Genomic DNA, 23,440 nt, shown 5'->3' on the forward strand with positions numbered 1-23,440 from the left:
GTCGAACCGTTTCCAATCTGGAAGCGATACAACCTTAACGCGAGTCGTTATCCACAGACAATCCACAATTTGACGGTTTATCCACAGGCTCTCAACGATGCGGTCACAATGTCGCCGCATCGAATAAAGCCTTCTAAAGGCATCGCACGCAGCGCGGGGCCGTGACGCAACACTCGTCTAGGTTGTGCGACAACGACATCGAATCACGCTCAACGGAGGATACGATGCGACCCGCGATCACCCGACTCAGCCAGATGAAACGCCCGAAACTCTTGATGAAGGCCGCCCGCTTCGCTCTGGATGGCTATGATCGCAAGCGGGCCTTGCCGCGAATTCTGGGCAAGACGCCCGCCCGCCATGACCACACCATCGACGAGCTGCTCCTGCACGAAGAACAGGTGGAAAGCCTCCGCCGGAGCGGGGGCGCGGATTACTCCCCCGCGCGGCACATCGAGTTGCTGACCGCGATCATCGCCGAGGCCCGCAGCCTCGCCGCACCCGATCAGGTTCAGCTGTAGGCGTCGGGCATCTCGGCCTTGCGGCGCGCCACGAAGGCTTCGATGGCTTCGCGCACCGCGGGGTCCATCACCGGAGCCTCGTATTGGCCGAGCAGCTTGCGCACCCGGACATTGGCGAGCGTCGACGAATCCCGCGCCCCTTCTTCGAACCAGGTCTCGTAGGGTTTGTAGTCGAGCACCTCTGAGCGCCAGAACGCGTCCTTGAAATTGACCTGCGTGTGGGCGCAACCAAGGTAGTGCCCGCCCGGCCCCACTTCGCGCAGCGCGTCCATCGCCTGCGCGTTCTCGTCGATCGCGACGCCCGCCGCGAATTTGTGGACCGTTCCGAGCTGATCGGCATCCAGCACGAATTTCTCGAAGCTCGACACCAGCCCGCCTTCGAGCCAGCCACAGGCGTGCAGCATGAAATTGACGCCCGCATTCATCCCCATCTGCAGGCTGTTCGCGCTTTCATAGCCCGCCTGCGCATCCGGCAGCTTTGATCCGGTGAACGCGCCGGACGAACGGAACGGGAGCCCCATGCGGCGGGCAAGCTGCCCGGCGCCGAGCGTGATCTGCGTGGCCTCGGGCGTCCCGAAGGTCGGCGCGCCGGAGTTCATGTCGATCGAGGTCACGAAGGCGCCGAAGATCACAGGCGCACCCTTGCGCACCAGTTGCGAATAGGCGACGCCCGCCATCACCTCGGCCAGCACCTGCGTCAGCGTGCCCGCCACCGACACGGGCGCCATCGCACCGCCGACGATGAAGGGCGACACGATGCAGGCCTGATTGGCGGCGGCATAGGTTTCGAGCGTGCCCATCATGACGCTGTCGAAGGTGAGCGGCGAGTTGATGTTGACCAGCGAGGTCATGACCGCGTTCTGGTCGACGAACTCGGCCCCGAACAGGATCTTGGACATCTCGACGCAATCAGCGGCCCAGTCCTTGTCGGTCACGGCACCCATATAGGGCTTGTCCGACAGCGTCATGTGGGCATGGAGCATGTCGAGATGACGCTTGTTCACCGGAACGTCCGTCGGTTCGCACAGGGTGCCGCCCGACAGGTGGACCCATTTCGACATATAGCCCAGCTTCACGAAGGTCCGGAAATCTTCGATCGTGGCGTAACGGCGCACACCGTCCAGATCGCGCACGAAGGGCGGGCCATAGACCGGCGCGAAGACGAGATTGTTGCCGCCGATCTCGACCGACCGCTCGGGGTTTCGGGCGTGATGCGTGAAAGACGAGGGCGCGGTCCTGCACAGTTCGCGGGCGAGGCCACGGGGGATATGAACCCGCTCCCCCCGCACGTCCGCCCCCGCCGCGCGCCAACGCTCAAGCGCGCCGGGGTTCTCGGCGAACACCACCCCGATCTCTTCCAGCACGGTTTCCGCGTTGGTTTCGATGATCGACAAGGCCTCGTCGTTCAGAATGTCCAGCGTCGGCGTCTTGCGCACGATCACGGGGGCCGAGTCGAATCGCGGGGCCGTGCGTTCCGCGCGTCGTGCCGCGCCGCCTCCGCCCCGTGCCCGCCTTTTGCGTTCGCCGGTCGCCACTTCTTCGGACATATCGTTCTCCGCGCTGATCCTGCCACCTGATAGCCCGCCCCAGACACCGGGTCGGGAGGGTTTGCGACATTTGACGCGCGAAAACGACGCGGGGCCGAAGCTGGATCAGGCGGGGCCGTGAAACCGGGGGCCCCGCCTGCCCCGGCTCAGGCCGCCTGACGGTTCAGGCTGTCCTCGCCCAGTTTCGACAGCTTGCGGTCGGCGTCGTATTCCTGATCGAGATTCGCCTGCAACAGCTTGCCGACCTCGGGGTCGAGCCCAAGGGTCTTGGCCCAGGCGATCAGGGTGCCGTAGCGCGTGATCTCGTAATGCTCGACCGCCTGCGCCGCCGCGATCATGCCCGCGTCACGGGTATCGGGATCGTCGGCTTCCTCCATGATCTCCTTGCCTTCGTCGAGGATCCCGTTGATCGCGTCGCAGGTGACCCCACGGGCCTTGAGCCCGAGATGCTCGAACACCTTCTCAAGGTTTTCGATCTGGGTCTCGGTTTCTTCGCGGTGATCTTCGAAGGCGGTCTTGAGGTCGTCCGAGTCGGCCTTGCGGGCCATTTTCGGCAGAGTCTTCAGCACCTGCTTTTCGGCATAGTAAATGTCGCGCAGGAAATGTTTGAACAGGGCATCTAGGGTGTTCATGGTTAGCCTCGCTAATGTTGGGGTTGGACCCGTCCGGGGGTCTGTGGCTCTAAACGAGACTGCCGGCCTCAGGGTTCCCGGCCTGCGTGTCGATTGTGGCGGATGGGCGCTTGCGCGCCTGTGGCGCGGCGCGTATTTGCTTTGCCCATGAGCATCACGGACCCGCAGCGCGATCATCAGCGCCTTCTCATCATCGACTTCGGCAGCCAGGTGACGCAGCTCATCGCGCGGCGTCTGCGCGAGTTGAACGTCTATTGCGAAATCCACCCCTATCAGAACGTGACCGATGCGTTCCTGAAAGAGTTCGCGCCGAAAGCCGTGATCTTCTCGGGCGGTCCGGCCAGCGTGATCGACGAAGGCTCGCCGCGCCCGCCGGAAAGCGTTTTCGACCTCGGGGTTCCGATCCTTGGCATTTGTTATGGCCAGCAGGTCATGATGCACATGCTGGGCGGCGAGGTTCTGCGCGGTCACGGCACCGCCGAATTCGGCCGCGCCTATGTGACCCCGACCGAAGAACGGATCGACGCGCTCAACGGCTGGTTCATGGATGGCACGGGGCGCGAGCAGGTGTGGATGAGCCACGGCGACCACGTGTCCAAGATCGCGCCGGGGTTCAAGGTCTACGGCACCTCGCCCAACGCGCCCTTCGCGATCACCGCCGACCTGGAGCGACGGTTCTACGCCGTGCAGTTCCACCCGGAGGTGCATCACACCCCGAACGGCAAGACGCTCTATGAGAACTTCGTGCGCGACGCAGGCTTCAAGGGCGACTGGACGATGGGCGCCTACCGTGAGGAAGCCATCGCCAAGATCCGCGAACAGGTCGGCTCGTCCCACGTGATCTGCGGTCTGTCCGGCGGCGTCGACTCGTCCGTGACGGCGGTTCTGCTGCACGAGGCGATTGGCGACCAGCTGACCTGCGTCTTCGTGGATCACGGCCTTCTCCGGCTCAACGAGGCCGAAGAAGTGGTCACGATGTTCCGCGACCACTACAACATGAAGCTGATCCATGCGGACGAGAGCGATCTGTTCCTTGGGGAGCTTGAGGGCGTCTCGGACCCCGAGCAGAAGCGCAAGACCATCGGCAAACTCTTCATCGACGTGTTCCAGAAATACGCGAGCGAGATCGACGATGCGGATTTCCTTGCCCAAGGCACGCTCTACCCGGACGTGATCGAGAGCGTCTCGTTCTCGGGCGGTCCGAGCGTCACGATCAAAAGCCACCACAACGTCGGTGGTCTGCCGGAAAAGATGGGACTCAAGCTGGTCGAACCGCTGCGCGAGCTGTTCAAGGATGAAGTGCGCGCGCTGGGGCATGAGCTGGGACTGCCAGCGAGCTTCATCGGTCGCCACCCCTTCCCCGGTCCCGGCCTCGCGATCCGCTGTCCGGGCGAGATCACGCGCGACAAGCTCGACATCCTGCGCAAGGCGGATGCGGTCTATATCGACCAGATCCGCAAGCATGGCCTCTATGACGAGATCTGGCAGGCCTTCGTCGCGATCCTTCCCGTGCGCACTGTGGGCGTCATGGGCGACGGGCGCACCTATGATTACGCCTGCGCGCTTCGCGCGGTGACCAGCGTCGACGGGATGACGGCGGATTACTATCCGTTCAGCCACGAATTCCTCGGCGAAACCGCGACGCGGATCATCAACGAAGTGCAAGGCATCAACCGCGTGACCTACGACATCACCTCGAAACCTCCGGGGACGATCGAGTGGGAGTGATGACGGTCATGCGCGATATGGTCCACACCCGGTTCAATACGTTGAAATGAACTATCGCCCCGAGATCGACGGCCTGCGATCCGTCGCGGTGGTGCCTGTCATTCTTTTCCACGCAGGCGCCTCGCTTTTCAGCGGGGGCTTCATCGGCGTCGATGTCTTTTTCGTCATCAGCGGCTACCTGATTACGACAATCCTTCTGAACGACATCGAAGCGGGTCGTTTCAGCCTCGTCACCTTTTACGAACGCCGGGCGCGGCGCATCCTGCCGGCACTGTTCGTGGTAATGCTGGCCTGCATTCCCTTCGCTTGGGCATGGATGCTGCCCGAACAGATGGAGGAATTCGGTCGAAGCCTGATCGCGGTCGTCCTGTTCGTCTCGAATGTCCTGTTCTGGCGTGAAGCCGGGTATTTTTCCCCGGCGGCCGAGGAAAAACCGCTTCTCCACACGTGGAGCCTTGCGGTCGAAGAGCAATACTACCTTCTGTTCCCGATCCTCCTGTTTTTCGCGTGGCGGCTGGGGCGCAAGGCGGCGTTCACGATCATCGGGGTCATCGCCCTTATCAGTCTTGGCCTGAGCGAAGTGGGTTGGCGCAAGGCGCCGACGGCGAACTTCTATTTGACGGTCTTTCGCGCGTGGGAGTTGTTCGCGGGGTCGCTCGTGGCCTTCGTCATGAGCCGCCGGACTGTCGCACCGAACCAGCTTTTTTCACTGGCGGGGCTGGCGATGGTCATCGTCCCGATTTTCGAGTTTGACGACACGACACCCTCTCCGGGCCTCATCACGGTCGTTCCGGTCGCGGGCGTCGCGCTCATCATTCTGTTCGGCTCGGGCGAGACCTTGGTGCGTCGGATGCTGGGGTCGCGCATTCCGGTCGCGATCGGTCTGGTGAGCTACAGCGCCTATCTCTGGCACCAACCCCTGTTCGCTTTCGCAAGACTTCGCTACGCCGAGTCCTTCGATCTGGCTTTGGGTGGCGCTCTCGTCTTGATGACCTTCGCGCTGGCGTTTCTGAGCTGGCGATATGTCGAGCGGCCCTTTCGCGACCGATCCTCCAAAACATGGACGCGACAGCGCATTTTCGCGTGGTCGGCCCTTGGGATGGTCGCACTGGCCGCTGCCGGTTTGGGCGCTCACCTGACCCAAGGGTTCGCCTCTCGCCTCAGCGAAACGGAACGCGCTTTCGTCGCGGCGCTCGACAACAGGCCGGATGACGATTTCCGGCAGGTGGCGTCACGGGCCGGTTTCGGATCGGGCAAACCCAAGCTCCTCATCATCGGGGACAGCTTCGCCAAGGATCTGTACGAGGGCCTGCGCGCATCTCCGACCGCCGAACTTTCCCGGCTCGACGTGGTTCTGGTCACCATTCCGCGCAGGTGCAAAAACGTGCTCCGCGACACCCCGGACCTTGCCGCGTTTCTCGACCCCTCGGACAAACAATGCCAGAACTGGAAGCCGCGCGTCGGTGATCCGGACCTCGATGCTCTCGTGCGCGAAGCCGATCTGACGCTCGTGCGCAGCGCATGGGATGTTCTGCCGACCCGCGAGATGCCACGAACCTACGATCATCTCGATGCACTTGCGCCGGGGCGGGTCGCGTTTCTGGAAGCGACCACCTTCGGCGATGTGAAATACAACTCGCTGAGTGCCCTGCGCGCACGCACCGAGCGGGTCGCGGATATCGACACGAACGCAGCATATACGGTGGTCGATCCCGCGCCGCCCATGATCGACCTTATCCATGAGGCCCGCTCGCGCATGACCGGGCGCGCGTATTTTAATGTGAACGACGCCTTTTGCGAGACCGGCAAAGGGTGCCGGGTGATAGACGAGGACGGAGCGCCTTTGACCCCGGACGGCGGCCACACAACGGCGCGGGGCGAAACGATCATGGTCGAAAAGCTGTTCGACACGCCCGATTTCCGCAGGATGTGGGACACGAACCTAGGCTCACCCTAGGCAAGCTCCGGCATTTTCATTCTGCACAAGCTCTGATCGAAACCGGCCTAGGCCGATGCCGGCCGCAAAAAAATGATGCGACCCAAAGCGTTTTGGGACCACGGCGCGCAAAAGGGACCGTCGCCCGCACAACTCACTTTGTCATGTGGAAATAGCATGTTAACGAGTCGCCGACGGACACTGGCTCCGTCTTGATTCAGACGGTGCGGAGAGGCTGCTTCGACCGTTAAGGACTTTTGTAAATAGCCTGCCGTGGGGACGGAATGGCAATCAGGATTTTCAAATGCACCGCGTGCGGGCATCGTATGCGGCTTGCGAGCAATTACTGCGGATCGTGTTTCAACGAAAAGCCGGGCTGGCAGAAGCCGGGGTCGCTGATCGCGATGGCGGCCATTCCAGCCATCGTCGTCGTCGGATTTTTCGCGTTCATTATGCTTGCGGTTCCCACCGGCTGACGGCAGGGTCGCGCCATGATCGATGGCGCGAACGAGCAGGGTCTGGCCCCGACAGTGAACCCGATCCTGAGCGCCTCGCTCTGGATGCTGGGTGCGATTGCCTGTTTCACGACCATGGCCGTGGCGGGACGTGAGGTGAGCCTCGACCACGACACTTTCGAGTTGATGTTCTACCGCTCCTGCGTCGGCATCGTGATCGTGGTGTCCGTGATTTCCGCGCGCGGGCTTTGGGGCAGCGTCGGACGCCGCCAACTGGGCCTGCATTTCGTGCGCAACGTGTCCCATTTCACTGGGCAGAATCTGTGGTTCTACGCGGTCGGGGTGATCCCGCTCGCACAGGTCTTCGCGCTCGAATTCACCTCGCCGCTGTGGGTGCTTGCGATGTCGCCGATCTTTCTGGCCGAGCGCATCACCGCGCCCCGGGCCCTGGCGGCCTTTGTGGGCTTTCTCGGCATCCTCGTCGTGACGCGACCGTTTTCGGTGCAGCTTGAGCCGGGCGTGCTGGCCGCGCTGGGTGCCGCCATCGGCTTTGCAGGCTCCGCCGTGTTCACCCGCAAGCTGACCCGCACGCAAAGCCTTGCCTCGATCCTGTTCTACCTGACGACGATGCAGGCGGTTTTCGGCCTCACGCTTGCGGCCATCGACGGCGACATGGCCCTGCCGTCCGCGACCTCCGCGCCGTGGCTCGTCATCATCGGTTTCGCGGGCCTCGCCGCGCATTTCTGCCTGACCTCGGCGCTCAAACTGGCACCTGCAACGGTGATCATGCCTATCGACTTCGCCCGCCTCCCCGTGATCGCCCTGATCGGGTGGCTGCTTTATCAGGAGCGGCTGGAACTGGCTGTGGTCCTTGGCGGCGCGCTGATCCTGACGGCCAACTGGATCAACATCCGGGCCAGCGTGCGCGAGGCGCGGGCGCGGGTCGGATGAGCGGTGGCGCGGGCGACCTTCGCGCCGCATACGAAGCCGAGGTCCACGCGCTCGACGGCGAGGCACAGCGAATGCGGGCCGACGGTCACGCGCCCGAAACCATCGCACGCCACCTTCATGCCCTGCGCCGCGAACTTGCCGCTGCGTTCAAGGCGCGCACGCCCGAACCGATGCGCAGCCTGATCGAAGCCCGGACCCTGCGCGCACATGGCGACGTGGGCGGGCCGAGTATCGCCACGCTGCGCGCCCGTGGCTGTTCGTGGGAGGACATCGCGCAAAGCGCCTGCCGCCCCGGCCGCCTGACCTTCGACCCCGAACGCGGCCCGGTCCCGGCACGGGAGCGTGACGACCGGGGTTGATCTTGCCCTGCCCGCGCCCGCCCGCTACCACACGGGGCAAGAACCACGGCAGGGACGGCGATGATCTACGAGACCGCGAAAGACTGGCGCGACGCGACGGCGAAGCGCGTGCTGCTGTTCGGCATGTCCGGGCTGGGCAAGACGCACCTGTCCAACATGCTGCGCGACGGCGGCGCGTGGTTTCACTACTCGGTCGATTACCGGATCGGCACGCGATACATGGGCGAGCTCATATCGGACAATTTCAAGTCCGAGGCGATGAAGAACCCATTTCTGCGCGAGCTTCTGTTGACCGACAGCGTCTATATCGCGTCCAACATCACCTTCAACAATCTCGCGCCCCTTTCGACGTATCTCGGCAAACCCGGCGATCCGTCGAAGCACGGGTTGCCGTGGGACGTCTACATGCAGCGGCAGGCCGAGCATCGCGACGCCGAGATCAACGCCCTGCTCGACACGGTGCGTTTCGTGCGCCGCGCCAAGTCGCTTTACGGCTACGACAACTTCGTCTGCGACAGCGGCGGCTCGATCTGCGAGGTCGTGGACCCGCACGATCCCGCGGACCCGGTGCTCACCGCCCTGTCCGACAACCTTCTGATGGTCTGGATCGAAGGGTCCGAGGCGCATACCGAGGAACTCGTCCGACGCTTCATCAAGGCGCCCAAGCCGATGTATTACCAGCCCGCGTTTCTCGAAGCCTGCTGGGCCGATTACCTTGCCGAAAAGGGTCTGCGCGAAGATCAGGTGGACCCGGACGACTTCGTGCGCTCGACCTATGCCAAGGCGCTGCACCACCGCCACCCGCTCTATGCCGCGATGGCCGAGAAATGGGGGGTCAAGGTCAAGGCCGACGACGTGGCGAAGGTCCGGTCCCCCGACGACTTCGACGACCTGATCGCGGGGGCCCTTGAGGCCCGGTGATCAAAGGCTTATCTCACCCGAACCTTTCAACCGGAGCTTCCGATGCCGATCAAGATCCCTGCCGACCTGCCTGCCGCCGACGTGCTTTCGCGCGAGGGCGTCATGGTCATGTCGGAAAATCAGGCGGCGCGGCAGGATATCCGGCCGCTGAAGATCGGGCTTCTGAACCTGATGCCCAAAAAGATCCAGACCGAGACGCAGTTCGCGCGTCTGATCGGGGCGACCCCGCTTCAGATCGACTTCACGCTCATCAAGATGACCGAGCACGCCTCCAAGAACACGCCCGAGGAGCATCTGGGCATGTTCTATCGCGACTTTCAGGACGTGAAGGACGAGAAGTTCGACGGGCTCATCATCACCGGCGCACCGATCGAACATCTGCCGTTCGAGGACGTGACCTATTGGGACGAGATGGTCGAGGTCATGGACTGGACCCAGACCAACGTGCATTCCACCTTCGGCGTCTGCTGGGGCGGCATGGCGATGATCTATCATTTCCACGGGGTGCAGAAGCATATCCTGCCGGAAAAAAGCTTCGGCTGCTTTCCGCAGGAAAAGCTGAAACCAAATTCGCCCTATCTGCGTGGCTTCTCGGACAGCTTCGTCATTCCCGTAAGCCGGTGGACCGAGATGAAACAGGATGAGATCGACGCAGCCGACGGGCTGACCACCCTTCTCGGGTCGCCCGAGACGGGGCCATGTCTGGTCGAAGATCCGGCGCACCGGGCGCTCTATATCTTCAACCATTTCGAATACGACTCGGACACGTTGAAGCAGGAATACGACCGCGACACCGCCTCCGGCACGCCGATCGAGGTGCCGATCAACTACTACCCGGACGACGACCCGACCAAGCCGCCCAAGAACCGTTGGCGCAGCCATGCCCATTTGCTTTACGGCAACTGGATCAACGAAATCTACCAGACGACGCCCTACGATCAGAATGAAATTGGCACTTAGCCTTCTCCTGATCCTCGCGCTGTTCACCTGCGCGACGATGATCCGGGTGGAAAACCGTCGGCTTGCCGCCTACCGCGCGCATCCGCCCGAGGGGCAATTCATCGTCGTGGACGGGCACCCGGTGCATTACGTCCAGATGGGCGAAGGGCCGGATCTGGTGCTGCTTCACGGCGCGTCCGGGTCCACCCGCGACTGGACCTTCGACATCGCGCCGGTGCTGGCTGAAAGCTACCGCGTCACGATCCTCGACCGTCCGGGGCTGGGCTACACCCCGCCGCTCAAACCCAATGGCGTGACCCTGTCGGAACAGACCACGCTCATGGTCGAGGCCGCCCGCGCCCTGGGGGTCGAAAACCCCGTCGTCGCGGGCCAGAGTTTTGGCGGGGCCCTTGTGATGAATTGGGCGGTCCACCATCCCGACCATATCTCGGCCGCCGTCTCGATCGCCGGGGCGACGCATCCTTGGCCCGGTGGCCGCGACACGCTTTATGCCCTGCTCGCCCAACCCGTGATCGGGCCGATCATGGCGCATGTCATCTCGGCATGGCTGCCCGAAGCCTATCTGGAAGGGCAGATCAACGCGGTCTTCGCGCCGAACGATCCCCTGCCCGGATATGCCGATTACATCGGTGCGGGCATGATCCTGCTGCCCGAACAATTCAAGGCCAACGCGCAACAGCGGCACGAACTGCTCCACCACCTCGAAGAGCAGCAGCCGCGTTATGCGGATGTCGAAATCCCGGTCGAGGTGATCCACGGCGACGCCGACACCACCGTCGGGCTGTCGGTCCATTCGGAACCGCTGGTCGAAGAGGTGCAGAACGGAAACCTGACGGTGCTCGACGGCGTTGGACACATGCCCCATCACGTCGAGATGGCGGAAACCATCGCCGCCATCGACCGCGCGGCGTTGCGCGCCGGGGTCAAATAGCCATACTGGCCCGACTGGACACGGGAGACGGCGATGGACCTGCCTTTCGACGGCGCAATCTCGAAATTCTATGCGGACGAAGCGCCCGAAGATGTGCGCAAGGCCATCGAGGGCGCGGGCAAGGACGATATGCTCGACCCGTCCTATCCTTATGCCGAAGAAATGGACAAGGACGATTACGAGGACGAGTTGGAGGCGCTCCAGCTTGAACTGGTGAAGTTGCAGGCCGATGTGAAAGCGACCGGAAAGCGTGTCGTCGTCGTGTTCGAAGGGCGCGATGCCGCTGGCAAGGGCGGCACGATCAAGCGGATGCGGATGAACCTGAACCCCCGTGTCGCGCGGGTCGTCGCGCTTCCGAAACCCTCGGACCGCGAACAGGGCGAATGGTATTTCCAACGCTATGTCAGCCACTTGCCGACCGAAGGTGAGATCGTGCTCTTCGACCGCTCGTGGTATAACCGGGGTGTGGTCGAAAAGGTGTTCGGCTTCTGCGGCGAGGCCGAGCGCGCGGCGTTCTTCCGGCAACTGCCCGAGTTCGAACACATGCTGGTGGACGAAGGAATCTACTTCGTGAAGCTCTGGTTGAACGTCGGTCGCGCGGAACAGCTCCGCCGCTTCATGGCGCGTGAGCAGGACCCGCTAAAGCATTGGAAACTTTCGTCCATCGACGTTCAGGGGTTGAGCCGTTGGCAGGCCTATTCCGATGCGATCTCGGAAACCTTCGCCAAGTCGCATTTTCCCTATGCGCCCTGGACGATCATCCGTTCCGACGACAAAAAGCGCGCTCGACTTGCAGCCATCAAGACCGTGTTGCAGGGCATTGATTACGAGAAGAAAATCCACGACGTGGCCTGTGCCCCCGACCCCAAGATCGCGGGCGGGCTGGACATCTGGGAAAGCTGACGCCGGTGCCCACGAAAAAGCGCGGATATCATCACGGCAACCTCCGGCAGGCGCTGGTCGAAGCCGCCTTGACGCTGATCGAGGAAAAGGGGCCGACCGGGTTCACGCTGTCGGAAGCGGCCAAGCAGGCTGGCGTGACGCCCGCCGCCGTCTATCGTCACTTCGATGGGCGCGAAGACTTGATCGCCGAGGCCGCGCGTCAGGGATATGAGATTTTCGCGGACCTGATGGAACACGCCTACGCCAAGGGCCAGCCCTCGGCGCTGGCCTCATTCGAGGCGACGGGGCGGGCCTATCTGGCGTTTTCCCGCCGGTTTCCGGGCCATTACATCGCGATGTTCGAGTCCGGGGTGTCGATCAACAAGTCCGCCGATCTGGCCCATGTGGCGAACCGGGCGCTCGGCGTGCTCGACATGGCGGCGAACGAACTGCTGAAAGACGTGCCGCCCGAGAAACGCCCGCCGGCACGGATGGTCTCGGCCCATATCTGGGCCATGTCGCACGGTGTCGTCGAACTTTTCGGTCGTGGCTCGCCCGGCACCAAGTCGCCGTTTCCGCCCGAGGATCTGCTGGAAAGCGGGATCGGCGTCTACTTGCGGGGCCTCGGGCTTATCAAGGCCGACAGCTAGAACTTGCCCGAGGCTTCCAGCGCCTTGCCGAGTCTTGGCAGGCGGGCTTTCTTCATCAGCTTGCGGATCGTCCAATCTTCGCCCGACAGCCGGATCGCCTCGTCCAGCACGGCGCGGGCGACCGTTTCGACCGCTTCGGGTGCCTCTTCGTAAAGCCCCAGCAGAAACGGGTCGGGACTTGCCAGCACCAGCCTTTCGAGGCCCAGCAATTGCCGGGGGAAGTCCTTGATGTTCAGCGTCATCAACACGTCCGCCGAGGATGCGATGGCCGAGGCCAGAACATGCACGTCGTCGGGGTCGGGCAGTGACAGGCGGCTCATGTCGCCGTCCTTGGGCCGGAACGAGGCGCGGGGCCAGTCGGCCTCCAGCGTCGCGATTTCACCGCGCGCAAGCGCCTCCTGCCCCGGACCGAGTTTCGCCGCCGCCCGCGCCCATTCTTCGAGGATGCGGGGGCTCCACTTCGGCTCGAACAACCCCGCCTTGGCCGCACCGATCACCATCTCGCGCATAACCGTCGGGTAAAGCACGCAGGCGTCGATCAGAACCTTCATGCGGTGAGCCGGAAGAACAGCGCCTTGAGGTAGCCGCTTTCGGCAAGCGCCGGATGTTGCGGATGGTCGGGGCCGGCAAAGCCCGTGTGGATCAATTGCGCGGAGCGGCCACCGCGCCCGATGCCCCGCACGCTCGACTTGCGGAAGCTGTCGAGGTCGGCGGCGTGGGAGCAGGAGCACAGGCCCAGATAGCCGCCGGGGGCCACGAGGGGCGCGGCCAGCCTTGCGATGCGCTCATAGGCCCTGAGGCCAGCGTCGAGCGCCTGTTTGTTGGGCGCAAAGGCGGGCGGGTCGCAGATGACCACATCGAACACCTCGCCCGCTTCGCCAAGCGCGGTCAGCACGTCAAAAGCGTCGCCTTGGCGGGTGTCGAACCGGTCCGCCACGCCCTTGGCTTTGGCGCCTTGGGTGGCGAGGTCCAGCGCGGGTTGCGAGCCGTCGACGGCCAGCGCGGAAGTCGCGCCGTTCGCCAGCGCGGCGAGCGAGAAGCCCCCGACATGGCTGAAGACATCGAGCACGCGCGCGCCGTTCGAAAGCGTCGCGGCGAAGGCGTGGTTCGGACGTTGGTCGAAGAAAAGGCCCGTCTTCTGCCCGCCCAGAAGGTCGGCCATATAGGTCGCGCCGTTCATCGGCACCGGGATCGGGCCGTCGACCGCGCCGCGCTCCACCAGCGTCTCCTCGTCCAGCCCTTCGAGCCCGCGCGCCCGACCGCTAGCGTTCTTGACCACCGTGGTCACGCCCGTGACCTCGGCCACAGCCGCCGCCAGATCGTCGAACAGCACGTCGGCCCATGCCGCATTGGGCTGGATCACCGCCGTATCGCCGAAACGGTCGATGACGACGCCGGGCAGCCCGTCGGCCTCGGCATGGATCAAGCGGTAGAACGGGTCGGGAAAAAGACGCGCGCGGTGGGCGAGCGCCAGTTCGACCTTGGCGGCGAGCCACGCTTTGTCGATCACCACGTCGGGGTCGCGGTCCAGCATCCGCGCGAAAATGCGCGAGTTCGGGTTCACCGCGACGGTACCCAGGGCCGCACGGTCCGCGTCCTCCAACCGGGCGATGGTGCCCGGCGCGATGGCCTTGGTGCGTCGGTCCGTGACCAGTTCGTTGTCATAGACCCACGGCGCGCCATGACGGATCGCGCGCGCGTTGGCTTTCGGCTTGAGGCGGATGGACGGGCGATTGCCCTTCTGCGTATCGTTCATGCGCACTGCCTATCCCGTTCGCGTCCGGGCGGGAAGAGGCTGCGCGCTTGCCCGCCCGCGGACGGTTTCGCGCCGTTTGCACGGGACGCCGGGGAAAGGCATGGTAGCGTCTAACGAGGGCGCCCTGCCCGGCCTGATGCGTTCGCCGGGTTGTTAGCGCTATCACGACATGATAAGCGGTCGCCAGAACGCGCGATCAGAATAGGACTTCCCATGGCTCTCAACAGCGAGATCGAACGGGTCACCCAACGGATCATCGACCGAAGCGCCGCACGGCGCGCCTCCTACATGGAGGGGATTCAGGCGCAGATCGACAAGGGGCCGAAGCGCGGCCACCTGAGTTGTTCGGGTCAGGCGCATGCCTATGCCGGGGCTGGTCCCGATCAACACGCGCTCGCCACCAAGGATGCGCCCAACATCGGGATCGTCACCACCTTCAACGACATGCTGTCGGCCCACCAGCCGTTCGAGCGGTTCCCCGACCTCATCAAGGCCGCCGCGCGGGCCGAGGGCGCGACGGCGCAGGTGGCGGGGGGTGTGCCGGCCATGTGCGACGGTGTCACGCAAGGCGAGACAGGAATGGAGCTGTCGCTTTTCTCTCGCGACGTGATCGCGCTCGCCTCGGGCGTGGCGCTCAGCCACAACACCTTCGACGCCGCGCTTTATTTGGGCGTCTGCGACAAGATCGTGCCGGGTCTGGTGATCGCCGCCGCCACCTTCGGCCATATCCCCGGCATCTTCATGCCGGCCGGGCCCATGACCTCCGGCCTGCCGAACGACGAAAAGGCCAAGGTGCGCCAGAAATTCGCGGCGGGCGAAGTGGGCCGCGACGCCCTTATGCAGGCCGAGATGGAGGCCTATCACGGCCCCGGCACCTGCACCTTCTACGGCACCGCCAACTCGAACCAGATGCTGATGGAATTCATGGGTCTGCACCTGCCTGGCGCGTCCTTCGTGAACCCGAACACGCCGCTCCGCGATGCCCTGACGATGGAGGGCGCGCGCCGGGCCACGCAGATCACCGCATTGGGCAATGCCTTCACCCCGGTCGCCGAGGTGCTGGACGAAAAGGCCTTCGTGAACGGGATCGTCGGGCTGATGGCGACGGGCGGGTCCACGAACCTTCTTATCCACCTGCCCGCCATGGCGCGGGCCGCCGGGATCGAGCTGACGATGCAGGATTTCGCCGACATTTCGGCTGTCACGCCGCTCATGGCGCGGGTCTATCCGAACGGCCTGGCTGACGTGAACCATTTCCACGCTGCGGGCGGGCTTGGCTACCTGATCGGCGACCTGCTGGACGAAGGCATGTTGCACCCCGACACCCGCACCGTCGCGGGCGGCGGGCTGGAAGCCTATACGCAGGAGCCCAAAGTTGACGGCGACCGGGTGAAATACGAACCCGGCCCGCGCAAGACGCTCAACGACAAGATCGTGCGCCCCTATGCCGATCCGTTCCAGAAAACCGGCGGCTTGTCGCAGTTGGTGGGCAACCTCGGTCATGCCGTCATGAAAGTGTCGGCGGTCGATCCCGCGCGCCACGTGATCGAAGCCAAGGCGCGGGTCTTCACCGATCAGGCGTCCGTCAAGGAGGCGTTCAAGGCGGGCGCGTTCACCGAGGACACGGTGGTCGTCGTGCGCTTCCAAGGCCCCAAGGCCAACGGGATGCCTGAGCTTCACGGGCTGACGCCGACGCTTGCCGTGCTACAGGACAGGGGCCTGAAGGTCGCGCTCGTGACCGACGGGCGCATGTCCGGTGCCTCCGGCAAGGTGCCCGCCGCGATCCACGTCTCGCCCGAAGCGGTGGACGGTGGCCCCATCGCCAAGGTGCAGGACGGCGATCTGGTGCGCGTGGATGCCACGAACGGCACCATCGACGTGCTGACCGAAGGGTTCGACGCGCGTACGCCCGCCACAATGGACCTGTCGGCCAATTCCCGTGGTCTTGGTCGCGAGCTTTTCGAAATGTTCCGCCAGAACGTCGGCCTCGCCACCGAGGGCGCGGGCGTGGTTGTGTAAGGAGATGACGATGACCCCTGCCGAAGCCTCTGCCAAAGCCGCCGAAATCTGCGAACTGGCCCCCATCGTGCCCGTGCTGATCGTCGAGGACGTGGCCCATGCCGCCCCCCTCGCCGCCGCGCTGGTCGCGGGCGGTTTGCCTGCGCTGGAAGTGACCTTGCGCACCGATGCCGCGCTCGAGGTGATTGCCGAAATGGCCCGTGTCGAAGGCGGCGTCGTGGGGGCCGGCACTTTGCTGACACCGAAGGACGTGCAACGGGCGGTGGATGCCGGTGCGAAATTCGGCGTCTCGCCCGGTGCGACGGACACGCTGCTCGACGCTTGCGAAGAAGCAGGGCTGCCGCTCCTGCCCGGTGCGGCTTCGGCGACCGAGGCGATGCGCCTTCTGGAACGCGGCTACACCATCCAAAAATTCTTTCCGGCCGAGGCGGCGGGCGGTGCGCCGTTCCTGAAATCGCTCGCCTCGCCCCTGCCGCAGATCCGCTTCTGCCCCACGGGTGGCGTAAGCCCGAAGAACGCGCGCGATTACCTGTCGCTGCCCAACGTGATCTGCGCGGGCGGGTCGTGGGTCGCGCCGAAAGAGATGTTCAAATCGGGCGACTGGGCCGGGATCGAACGGCTCGCAGCCGAGGCGGCGACGCTCCCCCGCTGACCCGCGTCGTGCGAGGGCGACGACTTCGCTCAATCGCTGATCCGGTCAGCGCCGAGCGCGGGCCCCGCCCCGGCGTCTGGGCGCGGTGGTGATGCTGTCTTTGCCCTCGCGCAGAACCCGTGTCATCGGGTGATCCGGCGCAGCCCCGCCATAAAGGTCCAAAAGCGCCGCCACCTCCGCCGCGCCGATCCGGCGCTCGCGATGGCCCAGCACCCAATCGAAAAAGATGCCCCGGCAGTCTTCAAGCGACACGCCTTCGATGCGATAGGCCTCGCGGATCAGTCCCTTCGGGTCGATCTCATCGGGTGTCATGCCGCCTCTCCCGGTCTGCGTGCAAGGATCGCCTCGATCGCCTTCGTCGCCGTTTCGGCGCAGCCTGTCACGCGGTCGAGCAGCGCCTCGCCATCCTCGACCTCCATCAGCCGGAACAGGAAGGCGCGGCCACCCTGCCCGACCGTATCCAGATCGAGCGTGCCGTCGGTGATGAGCTTGGCACCGCTTTGCAGCCGCCGCATCGTGTCATAGGCCGCGTTGAGCGCCTCGGCCTCGTCCCGCGTGATCCAGCCGATCTCGACCCCGATGGCGATCTGATCCTCGGTCAGCCGGGGCGTTTCGGGGGCAAGAACCGCGGCGCATTGCGCGACGAGTTCGATGTCCTGCAAGCGCCCCGGCCCGATCTTGGGGTCCAACGGCCCGGTGTCGCCCTTGGCTTCGGCGATCCGGGCGCGCATCTCGACCACGTCGGCGATGGTGCGGGCCGGGTCGCGGTCGCGGCCCAACACCTCGGCCCGGACGTCTTCGACCGCGTCGCCGATGGCCATGTCGCCCGCGATGGGCCGGGCACGGGTGAGCGCCAGATGCTCCCACGTCCAGGCTTCGTCCCGCTGGTAGGCGGAAAACGCGGCGAGCGATGTGGCGACCGGACCCTGACGGCCTGAGGGGCGCAGCCGCATGTCGACTTCGTAAAGCCGCCCTTCGGGCATCTGGGCCGAAAGCGCCGTCACCATCGCCTGCGTGAGGCGTGAGTAATAAGCCCTTGACCCAAGGGGTCTTTTGCCGTCCGACTCCGCGTCGCCCGGCGCATCATAGATGACGATCAGGTCGAGGTCCGACGCCGGGCCGACGGTGCGCGCACCAAGGCTGCCCATGCCGAGCAGAACCGCCCCATTGCCCGGTGGCGTTCCGTGTTTGCGCGCGAATTCCTCCGCCACCAGCGGCCAGATCACCCGGACCACGGCATCGGCGAGGTCGGCGTAGTCCAGCCCCGCCTCGGCCGGGGGCGTCAGGCCGCGCAGCAGGTGAACACCGATGCGGAAATGCCATTCCTTCATCCAGCGCCGCGCCCCGTCGAGCTTGGCTTCGTAGTCCGGGAGCGCGTCGAGCGTTTCCTGAAGATCGGCCCGCAGGCCGCTTTCACCGGGCCATGCCGAGAAGAAATCGCCCCCGATCACCGCGTCCAGCACCTGCGCGTTGCGGCCCAGATAGACGGAAAGCGCGGGCGCGGTAGCGGCGATATCGACGATCAGATCGACCAGCGTCGGGTTCGAATCGAACAGGGAAAACAGTTGAACGCCCGCAGGCAAGCCGCTGAGAAACTTGTCGAAATTGATGATCGCCTCGCGGGGGCGCGCGGCCCCCTTGAGAGCCGCCAGCAAATCCGGTTTCAGCCGGTCGAAGATGGTGACGGCACGCGATGAACGCAGCGCCGGATAAGCCTTCCACCCCTCGACGATCTCGGCCTCTTCCTTGTCGAGGTCCGCAGTCGGGGCCGAGGCATCGCCGGGGGCAAAGAAGCCCTCGGTCAGGTCATGCACTTCGGTCAGCGCGGTCGTGAGGTCGGACACGAGGTGCGCGCGGTCCATGTCCATCATGCAGGCCAGCCGCCGGAAGCCCTCGTCCGTGCTGGGCAGCTTGTGCGTCTGGGCATCGCGCACCATCTGGACGCGGTGCTCGACATCGCGGTGGAAGCGGTAGTGCCGGGTCAGCGTCTCGGCCACATCGGCGGGCACCCAGCCCTTCTCGACCAAAGCGGCCAGCCCTTCGACCGTGCCGCGCAGGCGCAGTTCGGGATCGCGCCCGCCAGCGATCAACTGCCGGGTCTGGGTGAAGAACTCGATCTCGCGAATGCCGCCGCGCCCGAGCTTCATGTCGTGCCCCGGCAGCGTGATCGGACCGCCCAGCCCCTTGTGCTCGCGAATGCGCAACCGCATGTCGTGCGCGTCCTGAATGGCCGCGAAATCGAGGTGTTTGCGGTAGACGAAGGGCCGCAGCACCTCGAGATACCTGTCGCCCGCCTCGATATCGCCCGCACAGGTGCGCGCCTTGATATGCGCCGCCCTCTCCCACGTGCGGCCGAGGCTTTCGTAATAGCGTTCGGCGGCATCGGTCGAGATGATGACGGGCGTGACCGAGGGATCGGGACGCAGGCGCAGGTCGGTGCGAAAGACATAGCCGTCGGCGGTGTTCTCGGACAGCATCGACGACATCTTGCGCACCGCGCGGATCAGGCTGGCGCGGGCGTCGTGGTAATCGTCGTCGTCATAGCGCGTCTCATCGAACAGCATGATAAGGTCGATGTCGGAGGAGTAGTTCAGCTCCCCGGCCCCCATCTTGCCCATCGCAAGCGCGAAGGCCCCGCCAGCGGTCGCGATGTCGTCCTCGGTCGCACCGGGCAGCTTGCCGCGGGCGATCTCACGCCCGACGTGGAACTTCAGCGCCTTGTCGGTGGCGATATCCGCAAGCCGGGTCAGCGCGCCCGTGACCTTTTCCAGCGGCCAGACCCCGGCAAGATCGGCCAGCCCGGTGTAAAGCGCGACGCGGCGCTTGGCCTGCCTGAGCGCGGCGGACAAATCGGCCTCGCTTTCGCCCTCGATGACCAGCGCCTTGTCGATCGCCTCGTCAGGGTCCATCGACAGGGCCTCACGCAGCCACGCGTCCTCTTTCGTCATGAGGCCCATGAGATAGGGCGAACAGCCCGCCGTGCCCGACAGAACCTCGACCATTTCCGGGGCAAGGTCTGCGAACGATGTGGCGATTTCCCTGGCCGGGTCGGTTTCGAACGGGCGCGGGCAACGGGTGATATGGCTGGCGAACGACATGGCGCGGAGATTGGCTGCGCGGTCGGGGGTGGTCAAGCCGATCCGCCCGTGCATGATGCCGCCATGAGCAAGTCATTGAAACGCGTCGAACGGGCGGCGGCCGAGGCCGGGCTGGACATTTCCATCCTCGAAATGGCCGAGGGCACGCGCACGGCGGCGGATGCGGCCCGCGCGGCGGGCTGTGAGATCGACCAGATCGTCAAGTCGATCATCTTTCGCGGCGAGGACGACGGGCAGGCGATCCTGTTCCTGACCGCAGGCGGCAACCGGGTGGACGACGCCAAGGCCAGCGCGGCGGCGGGCGAAGCGTTGGGTAAGGCCGATGCGGGCCTGATCCGGTCGCAGACAGGCTTTGCCATCGGCGGGGTCGCCCCCATCGGGCACCTGAACCCGATCCGGGCCTTCATGGACCCTCGGCTCTTCGATTTCGACGTGATCTGGGCCGCAGCAGGCACGCCACGGCACATATTCTCTGTGAACCCCCGCGATATCGAGCGGCTGACGGGCGCACAAGTCACTGATTTCATTGTCTGATCGAAATTAATGTGAAAAGCCTTCACATTTTTCCTTGAAATGGCGGGGTGCGGTCCCGATCTTGGTAATGTGAAAGGAATTCACATCGCACTGACACCGCACCTTCCGTGCAGAAAGGAAACACGATGACGACGATGAGCGAAACCGCCCCTCCGAAGTCCAAGGGCTGGTTCAACAAGACCGAGGCCTGGCTCGACGAACGGGGCAAGGGCGCGTGGATCGCGCTCATGGTCCTCGGGTTCGTCTTCTTCTGGCCCGTGGGCCTCGCCCTTCTGATGTACATGATCTGGAGCAAACGCATGTTCTCGAAATCCTGCAACGGCCCGCATGGCCGTCACCGCCACGGCCGCCGTCACGGCCATGACACCTACGCCTATGTCTGGGACAATGGTCGCGGACGCAGCTTCAAAAGCTCGGGCAACACCGCCTTCGATTCCTACAAGGCCGAAACCCTGCAACGCCTGATGGACGAGCAGGAGCAGTTCGAGGCTTTCCTCGACCGCCTGCGCCAGGCCAAGGACAAGTCGGAATTCGACCAGTTCATGAACGAACGCGCCGATGCGGCCCGCAGCGGTCGGATCGAAGACAGCTCGGACGACGAGGACGGTGACGACGATGCCGTCGTGGCGAAAGAGCCGAAATAAGATCGCGCGGCCCCGCTTGTCGGGGCCGACCGCCTTTTCCATATGGGGACCATGATGAACACCGCCACCTATACCGGACTGCCCGATCCCGACTACCAGTCGGAGTTCTATGCCGATGTGCCCGCCAAGCGCGCGCTGGCCTGGGTGTTCGATACGCTGATCGTGGTTGGCCTCGTCCTGCTCTTCATTCTGCTGACCGTCGGAATCGGCTTTTTCTTCGCGGGCTTCCTGTGGCTCGTCGTCGGGTTCGTCTACCGTGTGGTGACGCTCGCCAACGGGTCGGCCACGCTGGGGATGCGCCTGATGTCGATCGAGATCCGGCGGCACGACGGCCAGCGGCTCGACCTCGGGACCGCCGTGATGCACACGCTGGGCTACACCCTGTCGATGTCCTTCGTCCTGCCGCAGATCGCATCCATCATCCTGATGATGACCGGGGATCGGGGTCAGGGCCTCACCGACCTCGTGCTCGGCACCGCCGCGATCAACCGCTCCGCGCGGATGTGACCGGCGGTGATTTACCCAAATGCCCTGCGGGGCTTGGCGGGTTAAGGTTTCGTTGATAGGTTTCGTGAAACTGGGTCCGAAACCACCGAACACTTCGCGTCTCTATGCGTCACACTCTTCCCCTCGCCCCGCAGTTCTACGTGACTGCGCCGCAGCCCTGCCCTTACCTCGAGGGTCGGCTGGAGCGGAAGTTGTTCACGGCGCTTCAGGGCGAACAGGCCGAGGCGCTGAACGATACCCTGTCCAAGCAGGGGTTCCGCCGGTCCCAGAACGTGCTTTATCGCCCGTCATGCTCGGATTGTAACGCCTGCCTGTCCGCCCGGATCAGGGTCAAGGATTTCACCGAGTCGAAAAGCCAGCGGCGCACCGAGAAGAAGAACGCGCAGCTCGCCCGCCGCACCCGTGCGCCCTGGGCGACCGAGGAACAATACGAGCTTTTCCGCAAATACCTCGACGCGCGTCATGCGGACGGCGGTATGGCCGACATGGACGTGTTCGAATTCGCCGCGATGATCGAGGAAACCCCGATCAAATCGCGGGTGATCGAATATTCCGTCCGGTCCGAGGATCGCCGGACCCGTGATCTGGCCGCCGTCTGCCTGACCGACGTGCTCGATGACGGGCTGTCGATGGTCTACAGCTTCTATGATCCCGCCCGCCACGCCGACAGCCTCGGCACCTACGTGATCCTCGATCACATCCGGCTCGCGCAGGAGGCGGGGCTGCCTTACGTCTACCTCGGCTACTGGGTGCCCGGATCGCCCAAGATGGACTACAAGGCCAAGTTCGCGGCGCTCGAAGTCTATGTCGGCGGTCAGTGGACCCCGATGGAAGACGCCGAGAATTTCGACACGCGCCAGCATCCGCTGTCCAACGATCCGATCGCCGAACAGGTCGCCCAGATCGCCCTGCCCGGCGCGCAGCCGGTCAAGAAGCGCTAGTCAAACGCCTCCCAGACGCTAGACTGATCCCGCATTATACTGAACGGGTTCGTTTTCGACGTTTTTTCGGGGGACAGCCATGTCAATACGTGGGTCATTGCAGCGCAATTACGCGGCTCAACGGTCGGCCAAGGTGCCCGATCCATCGTTCAAGCTCGACATGGACGAGGTCATGGGCCTCGCCCGCCTTGCCCGCGACAATGGCGAGAGCGTCGAGACGCTGGAAGCCCGGATCGCCGCAGCCGCTGCGCAGGAGCCGAAGCCGGATGCGGACGCCGACCCCGGCACGGCCAAGGCCAAGGTCACCTCGGCCCTCGACGTGTTGGGGCAGTATTTCCCGGCCGAGATCATGGCGTTCTACATCACCGGGCTTGCGATCTTCAACGGGCTTGGCCAGACCGATGGCGCGGTGTTCTGGCCCTACCTGTTCGTGGCCTGCCACCTGCTGATCTGGCTTTACGTCTTCGTGGACTACAAGGTCGAAAAACGGGCGGAGGACGCAGCCGCCGCGGCCCGCGAAAAGGCGGGGAAGCGTGCGACGCCGTCGGTCCTCACCTTTCCGATGTGGCCGTTTTTGTCTTCGGTCATCGCGTTCTGGGCCTGGGCCGCCGCGACGCCCGGCGACCCCATCGTCACCAGCCCCGCCGCCACGGCCATCGCTGCCGTCGTCGCGATTTTCGTCTCGCTCCTCCTGCCGCAACTTGAGGTGCTCTGGGGCCCGTCGCGCAAGGTCGAGCCGGAACCCGATAACGCCGACTGACCTGCTCCGCTTGAAAAAACAGGCGCCTCCCGTGAGGGAGACGCCCGACCGTCATCAAA

Annotated in this window: 24 protein-coding genes; 18 read left to right on the top strand and 6 right to left on the bottom strand. The window is 64.5% G+C overall.

Translation table 11 applies throughout. The features are described 5' to 3' along the window. Positions 1–224 precede the first annotated feature (224 nt). Positions 225–518 (top strand): DUF6477 family protein, encoded by a 294-nt coding sequence (locus tag HOY44_RS19310; protein ID WP_138423184.1) that lies wholly within the window; start codon positions 225–227, stop codon positions 516–518. On the opposite strand, the gene HOY44_RS19315 is transcribed toward HOY44_RS19310, so the two are convergent. Continuing rightward, positions 509–2,065, bottom strand: coding sequence for a trimethylamine methyltransferase family protein (locus HOY44_RS19315; RefSeq protein ID WP_287437008.1), 1,557 nt, complete (start codon positions 2,063–2,065; stop codon positions 509–511). The genes HOY44_RS19310 and HOY44_RS19315 overlap by 10 nt on opposite strands. 146 nt (positions 2,066–2,211) lie before the next feature. Beyond that, positions 2,212–2,697, bottom strand: coding sequence for a YciE/YciF ferroxidase family protein (locus tag HOY44_RS19320; RefSeq protein WP_008328788.1), 486 nt, complete (start codon positions 2,695–2,697; stop codon positions 2,212–2,214). Between the two features lie 147 nt (positions 2,698–2,844). On the opposite strand from HOY44_RS19320, the gene guaA reads away from it, so the two are divergent. The 10 genes from guaA (at position 2,845) to HOY44_RS19370 (ending at position 12,470) form a co-directional block, all read left to right on the top strand. Further along, the gene (guaA, locus tag HOY44_RS19325; protein ID WP_287437011.1) at positions 2,845–4,425 is read left to right on the top strand and encodes a glutamine-hydrolyzing GMP synthase; all 1,581 of its coding nucleotides are present in this window, start codon (positions 2,845–2,847) and stop codon (positions 4,423–4,425) included. A gap of 46 nt (positions 4,426–4,471) precedes the next feature. Beyond that, positions 4,472–6,382, top strand: coding sequence for an acyltransferase family protein (locus tag HOY44_RS19330; protein WP_287437013.1), 1,911 nt, complete (start codon positions 4,472–4,474; stop codon positions 6,380–6,382). Positions 6,383–6,687: 305 nt separating this feature from the next. Continuing rightward, positions 6,688–6,837, top strand: coding sequence for a hypothetical protein (locus HOY44_RS19335; protein ID WP_008328770.1), 150 nt, complete (start codon positions 6,688–6,690; stop codon positions 6,835–6,837). A gap of 15 nt (positions 6,838–6,852) precedes the next feature. Continuing rightward, the gene (locus HOY44_RS19340; RefSeq protein WP_287437016.1) at positions 6,853–7,767 is read left to right on the top strand and encodes a DMT family transporter; all 915 of its coding nucleotides are present in this window, start codon (positions 6,853–6,855) and stop codon (positions 7,765–7,767) included. After that, positions 7,764–8,126 (top strand): hypothetical protein, encoded by a 363-nt coding sequence (locus HOY44_RS19345; protein WP_287437018.1) that lies wholly within the window; start codon positions 7,764–7,766, stop codon positions 8,124–8,126. The genes HOY44_RS19340 and HOY44_RS19345 overlap by 4 nt, the downstream gene beginning before the upstream one ends. 60 nt (positions 8,127–8,186) lie before the next feature. Next, positions 8,187–9,047 (top strand): ATPase, encoded by an 861-nt coding sequence (locus HOY44_RS19350; RefSeq protein WP_287437020.1) that lies wholly within the window; start codon positions 8,187–8,189, stop codon positions 9,045–9,047. Positions 9,048–9,089: 42 nt separating this feature from the next. Beyond that, positions 9,090–10,007 (top strand): homoserine O-acetyltransferase MetA, encoded by a 918-nt coding sequence (gene metA / locus HOY44_RS19355; RefSeq protein WP_008328766.1) that lies wholly within the window; start codon positions 9,090–9,092, stop codon positions 10,005–10,007. Next, positions 9,991–10,938, top strand: coding sequence for an alpha/beta fold hydrolase (locus HOY44_RS19360; protein ID WP_287437023.1), 948 nt, complete (start codon positions 9,991–9,993; stop codon positions 10,936–10,938). The genes metA and HOY44_RS19360 overlap by 17 nt, the downstream gene beginning before the upstream one ends. A 33-nt stretch (positions 10,939–10,971) precedes the next feature. Then, positions 10,972–11,841, top strand: coding sequence for a polyphosphate kinase 2 (ppk2, locus tag HOY44_RS19365; protein ID WP_287437025.1), 870 nt, complete (start codon positions 10,972–10,974; stop codon positions 11,839–11,841). A gap of 5 nt (positions 11,842–11,846) precedes the next feature. Then, positions 11,847–12,470: a TetR/AcrR family transcriptional regulator gene (locus HOY44_RS19370; protein ID WP_008328763.1), complete on the top strand. Its 624-nt coding sequence runs from the start codon at positions 11,847–11,849 to the stop codon at positions 12,468–12,470. On the opposite strand, the gene HOY44_RS19375 is transcribed toward HOY44_RS19370, so the two are convergent. Continuing rightward, on the bottom strand, positions 12,467–13,021 hold the full coding sequence (locus HOY44_RS19375; protein WP_287437028.1) for an RSP_2648 family PIN domain-containing protein: 555 nt from the start codon (positions 13,019–13,021) through the stop codon (positions 12,467–12,469). The two genes, HOY44_RS19370 and HOY44_RS19375, sit on opposite strands and share 4 nt — an antisense overlap. Beyond that, positions 13,018–14,226, bottom strand: coding sequence for an RSP_2647 family RNA methyltransferase (locus tag HOY44_RS19380; RefSeq protein ID WP_287437030.1), 1,209 nt, complete (start codon positions 14,224–14,226; stop codon positions 13,018–13,020). Before HOY44_RS19380 ends, HOY44_RS19375 begins: the two co-directional genes overlap by 4 nt. Before the next feature lie 213 nt (positions 14,227–14,439). Here HOY44_RS19380 and edd point away from each other — a divergent pair, with 213 nt between their 5' ends. Both edd and eda read left to right on the top strand, forming a co-directional pair. After that, a complete protein-coding gene (gene edd / locus HOY44_RS19385; RefSeq protein ID WP_138423175.1) occupies positions 14,440–16,245 on the top strand; it encodes a phosphogluconate dehydratase in 1,806 nt (601 codons plus the stop codon). A 4-nt stretch (positions 16,246–16,249) separates the two neighbouring features. Further along, entirely contained in the window at positions 16,250–16,897 is a 648-nt protein-coding gene (eda, locus tag HOY44_RS19390) for a bifunctional 4-hydroxy-2-oxoglutarate aldolase/2-dehydro-3-deoxy-phosphogluconate aldolase (RefSeq protein ID WP_138423174.1), read from the top strand. A 45-nt stretch (positions 16,898–16,942) separates the two neighbouring features. On the opposite strand, the gene HOY44_RS19395 is transcribed toward eda, so the two are convergent. Both HOY44_RS19395 and glnE read right to left on the bottom strand, forming a co-directional pair. Continuing rightward, positions 16,943–17,209 (bottom strand): hypothetical protein, encoded by a 267-nt coding sequence (locus tag HOY44_RS19395; protein ID WP_138423173.1) that lies wholly within the window; start codon positions 17,207–17,209, stop codon positions 16,943–16,945. After that, positions 17,206–19,995 carry a bifunctional [glutamate--ammonia ligase]-adenylyl-L-tyrosine phosphorylase/[glutamate--ammonia-ligase] adenylyltransferase gene (gene glnE / locus HOY44_RS19400; protein ID WP_287437285.1) on the bottom strand — a complete coding sequence of 930 codons (2,790 nt, stop codon included), beginning with the start codon at positions 19,993–19,995 and terminating at the stop codon, positions 17,206–17,208. Before glnE ends, HOY44_RS19395 begins: the two co-directional genes overlap by 4 nt. Before the next feature lie 63 nt (positions 19,996–20,058). Between glnE and HOY44_RS19405 the strand changes: the two genes are divergently transcribed. The 5 genes from HOY44_RS19405 to HOY44_RS19425 all read left to right on the top strand — a co-directional run bounded on the left by HOY44_RS19405 (position 20,059) and on the right by HOY44_RS19425 (position 23,381). Then, entirely contained in the window at positions 20,059–20,529 is a 471-nt protein-coding gene (locus HOY44_RS19405) for a YbaK/EbsC family protein (RefSeq protein ID WP_287437035.1), read from the top strand. Positions 20,530–20,654: 125 nt separating this feature from the next. Then, positions 20,655–21,173 (top strand): DUF2852 domain-containing protein, encoded by a 519-nt coding sequence (locus HOY44_RS19410; RefSeq protein WP_287437037.1) that lies wholly within the window; start codon positions 20,655–20,657, stop codon positions 21,171–21,173. Between the two features lie 51 nt (positions 21,174–21,224). Continuing rightward, positions 21,225–21,680 (top strand): RDD family protein, encoded by a 456-nt coding sequence (locus HOY44_RS19415; RefSeq protein WP_287437038.1) that lies wholly within the window; start codon positions 21,225–21,227, stop codon positions 21,678–21,680. A 104-nt stretch (positions 21,681–21,784) separates the two neighbouring features. Beyond that, entirely contained in the window at positions 21,785–22,621 is an 837-nt protein-coding gene (locus tag HOY44_RS19420) for an arginyltransferase (protein WP_008328747.1), read from the top strand. 79 nt (positions 22,622–22,700) lie between these two features. Beyond that, positions 22,701–23,381: a hypothetical protein gene (locus tag HOY44_RS19425; protein WP_287437041.1), complete on the top strand. Its 681-nt coding sequence runs from the start codon at positions 22,701–22,703 to the stop codon at positions 23,379–23,381. Positions 23,382–23,440 lie beyond the last annotated feature (59 nt).

It is taken from the genome of Maritimibacter sp., assembly GCF_016774595.1.
Lineage (GTDB): Bacteria > Pseudomonadota > Alphaproteobacteria > Rhodobacterales > Rhodobacteraceae > Maritimibacter > Maritimibacter alkaliphilus.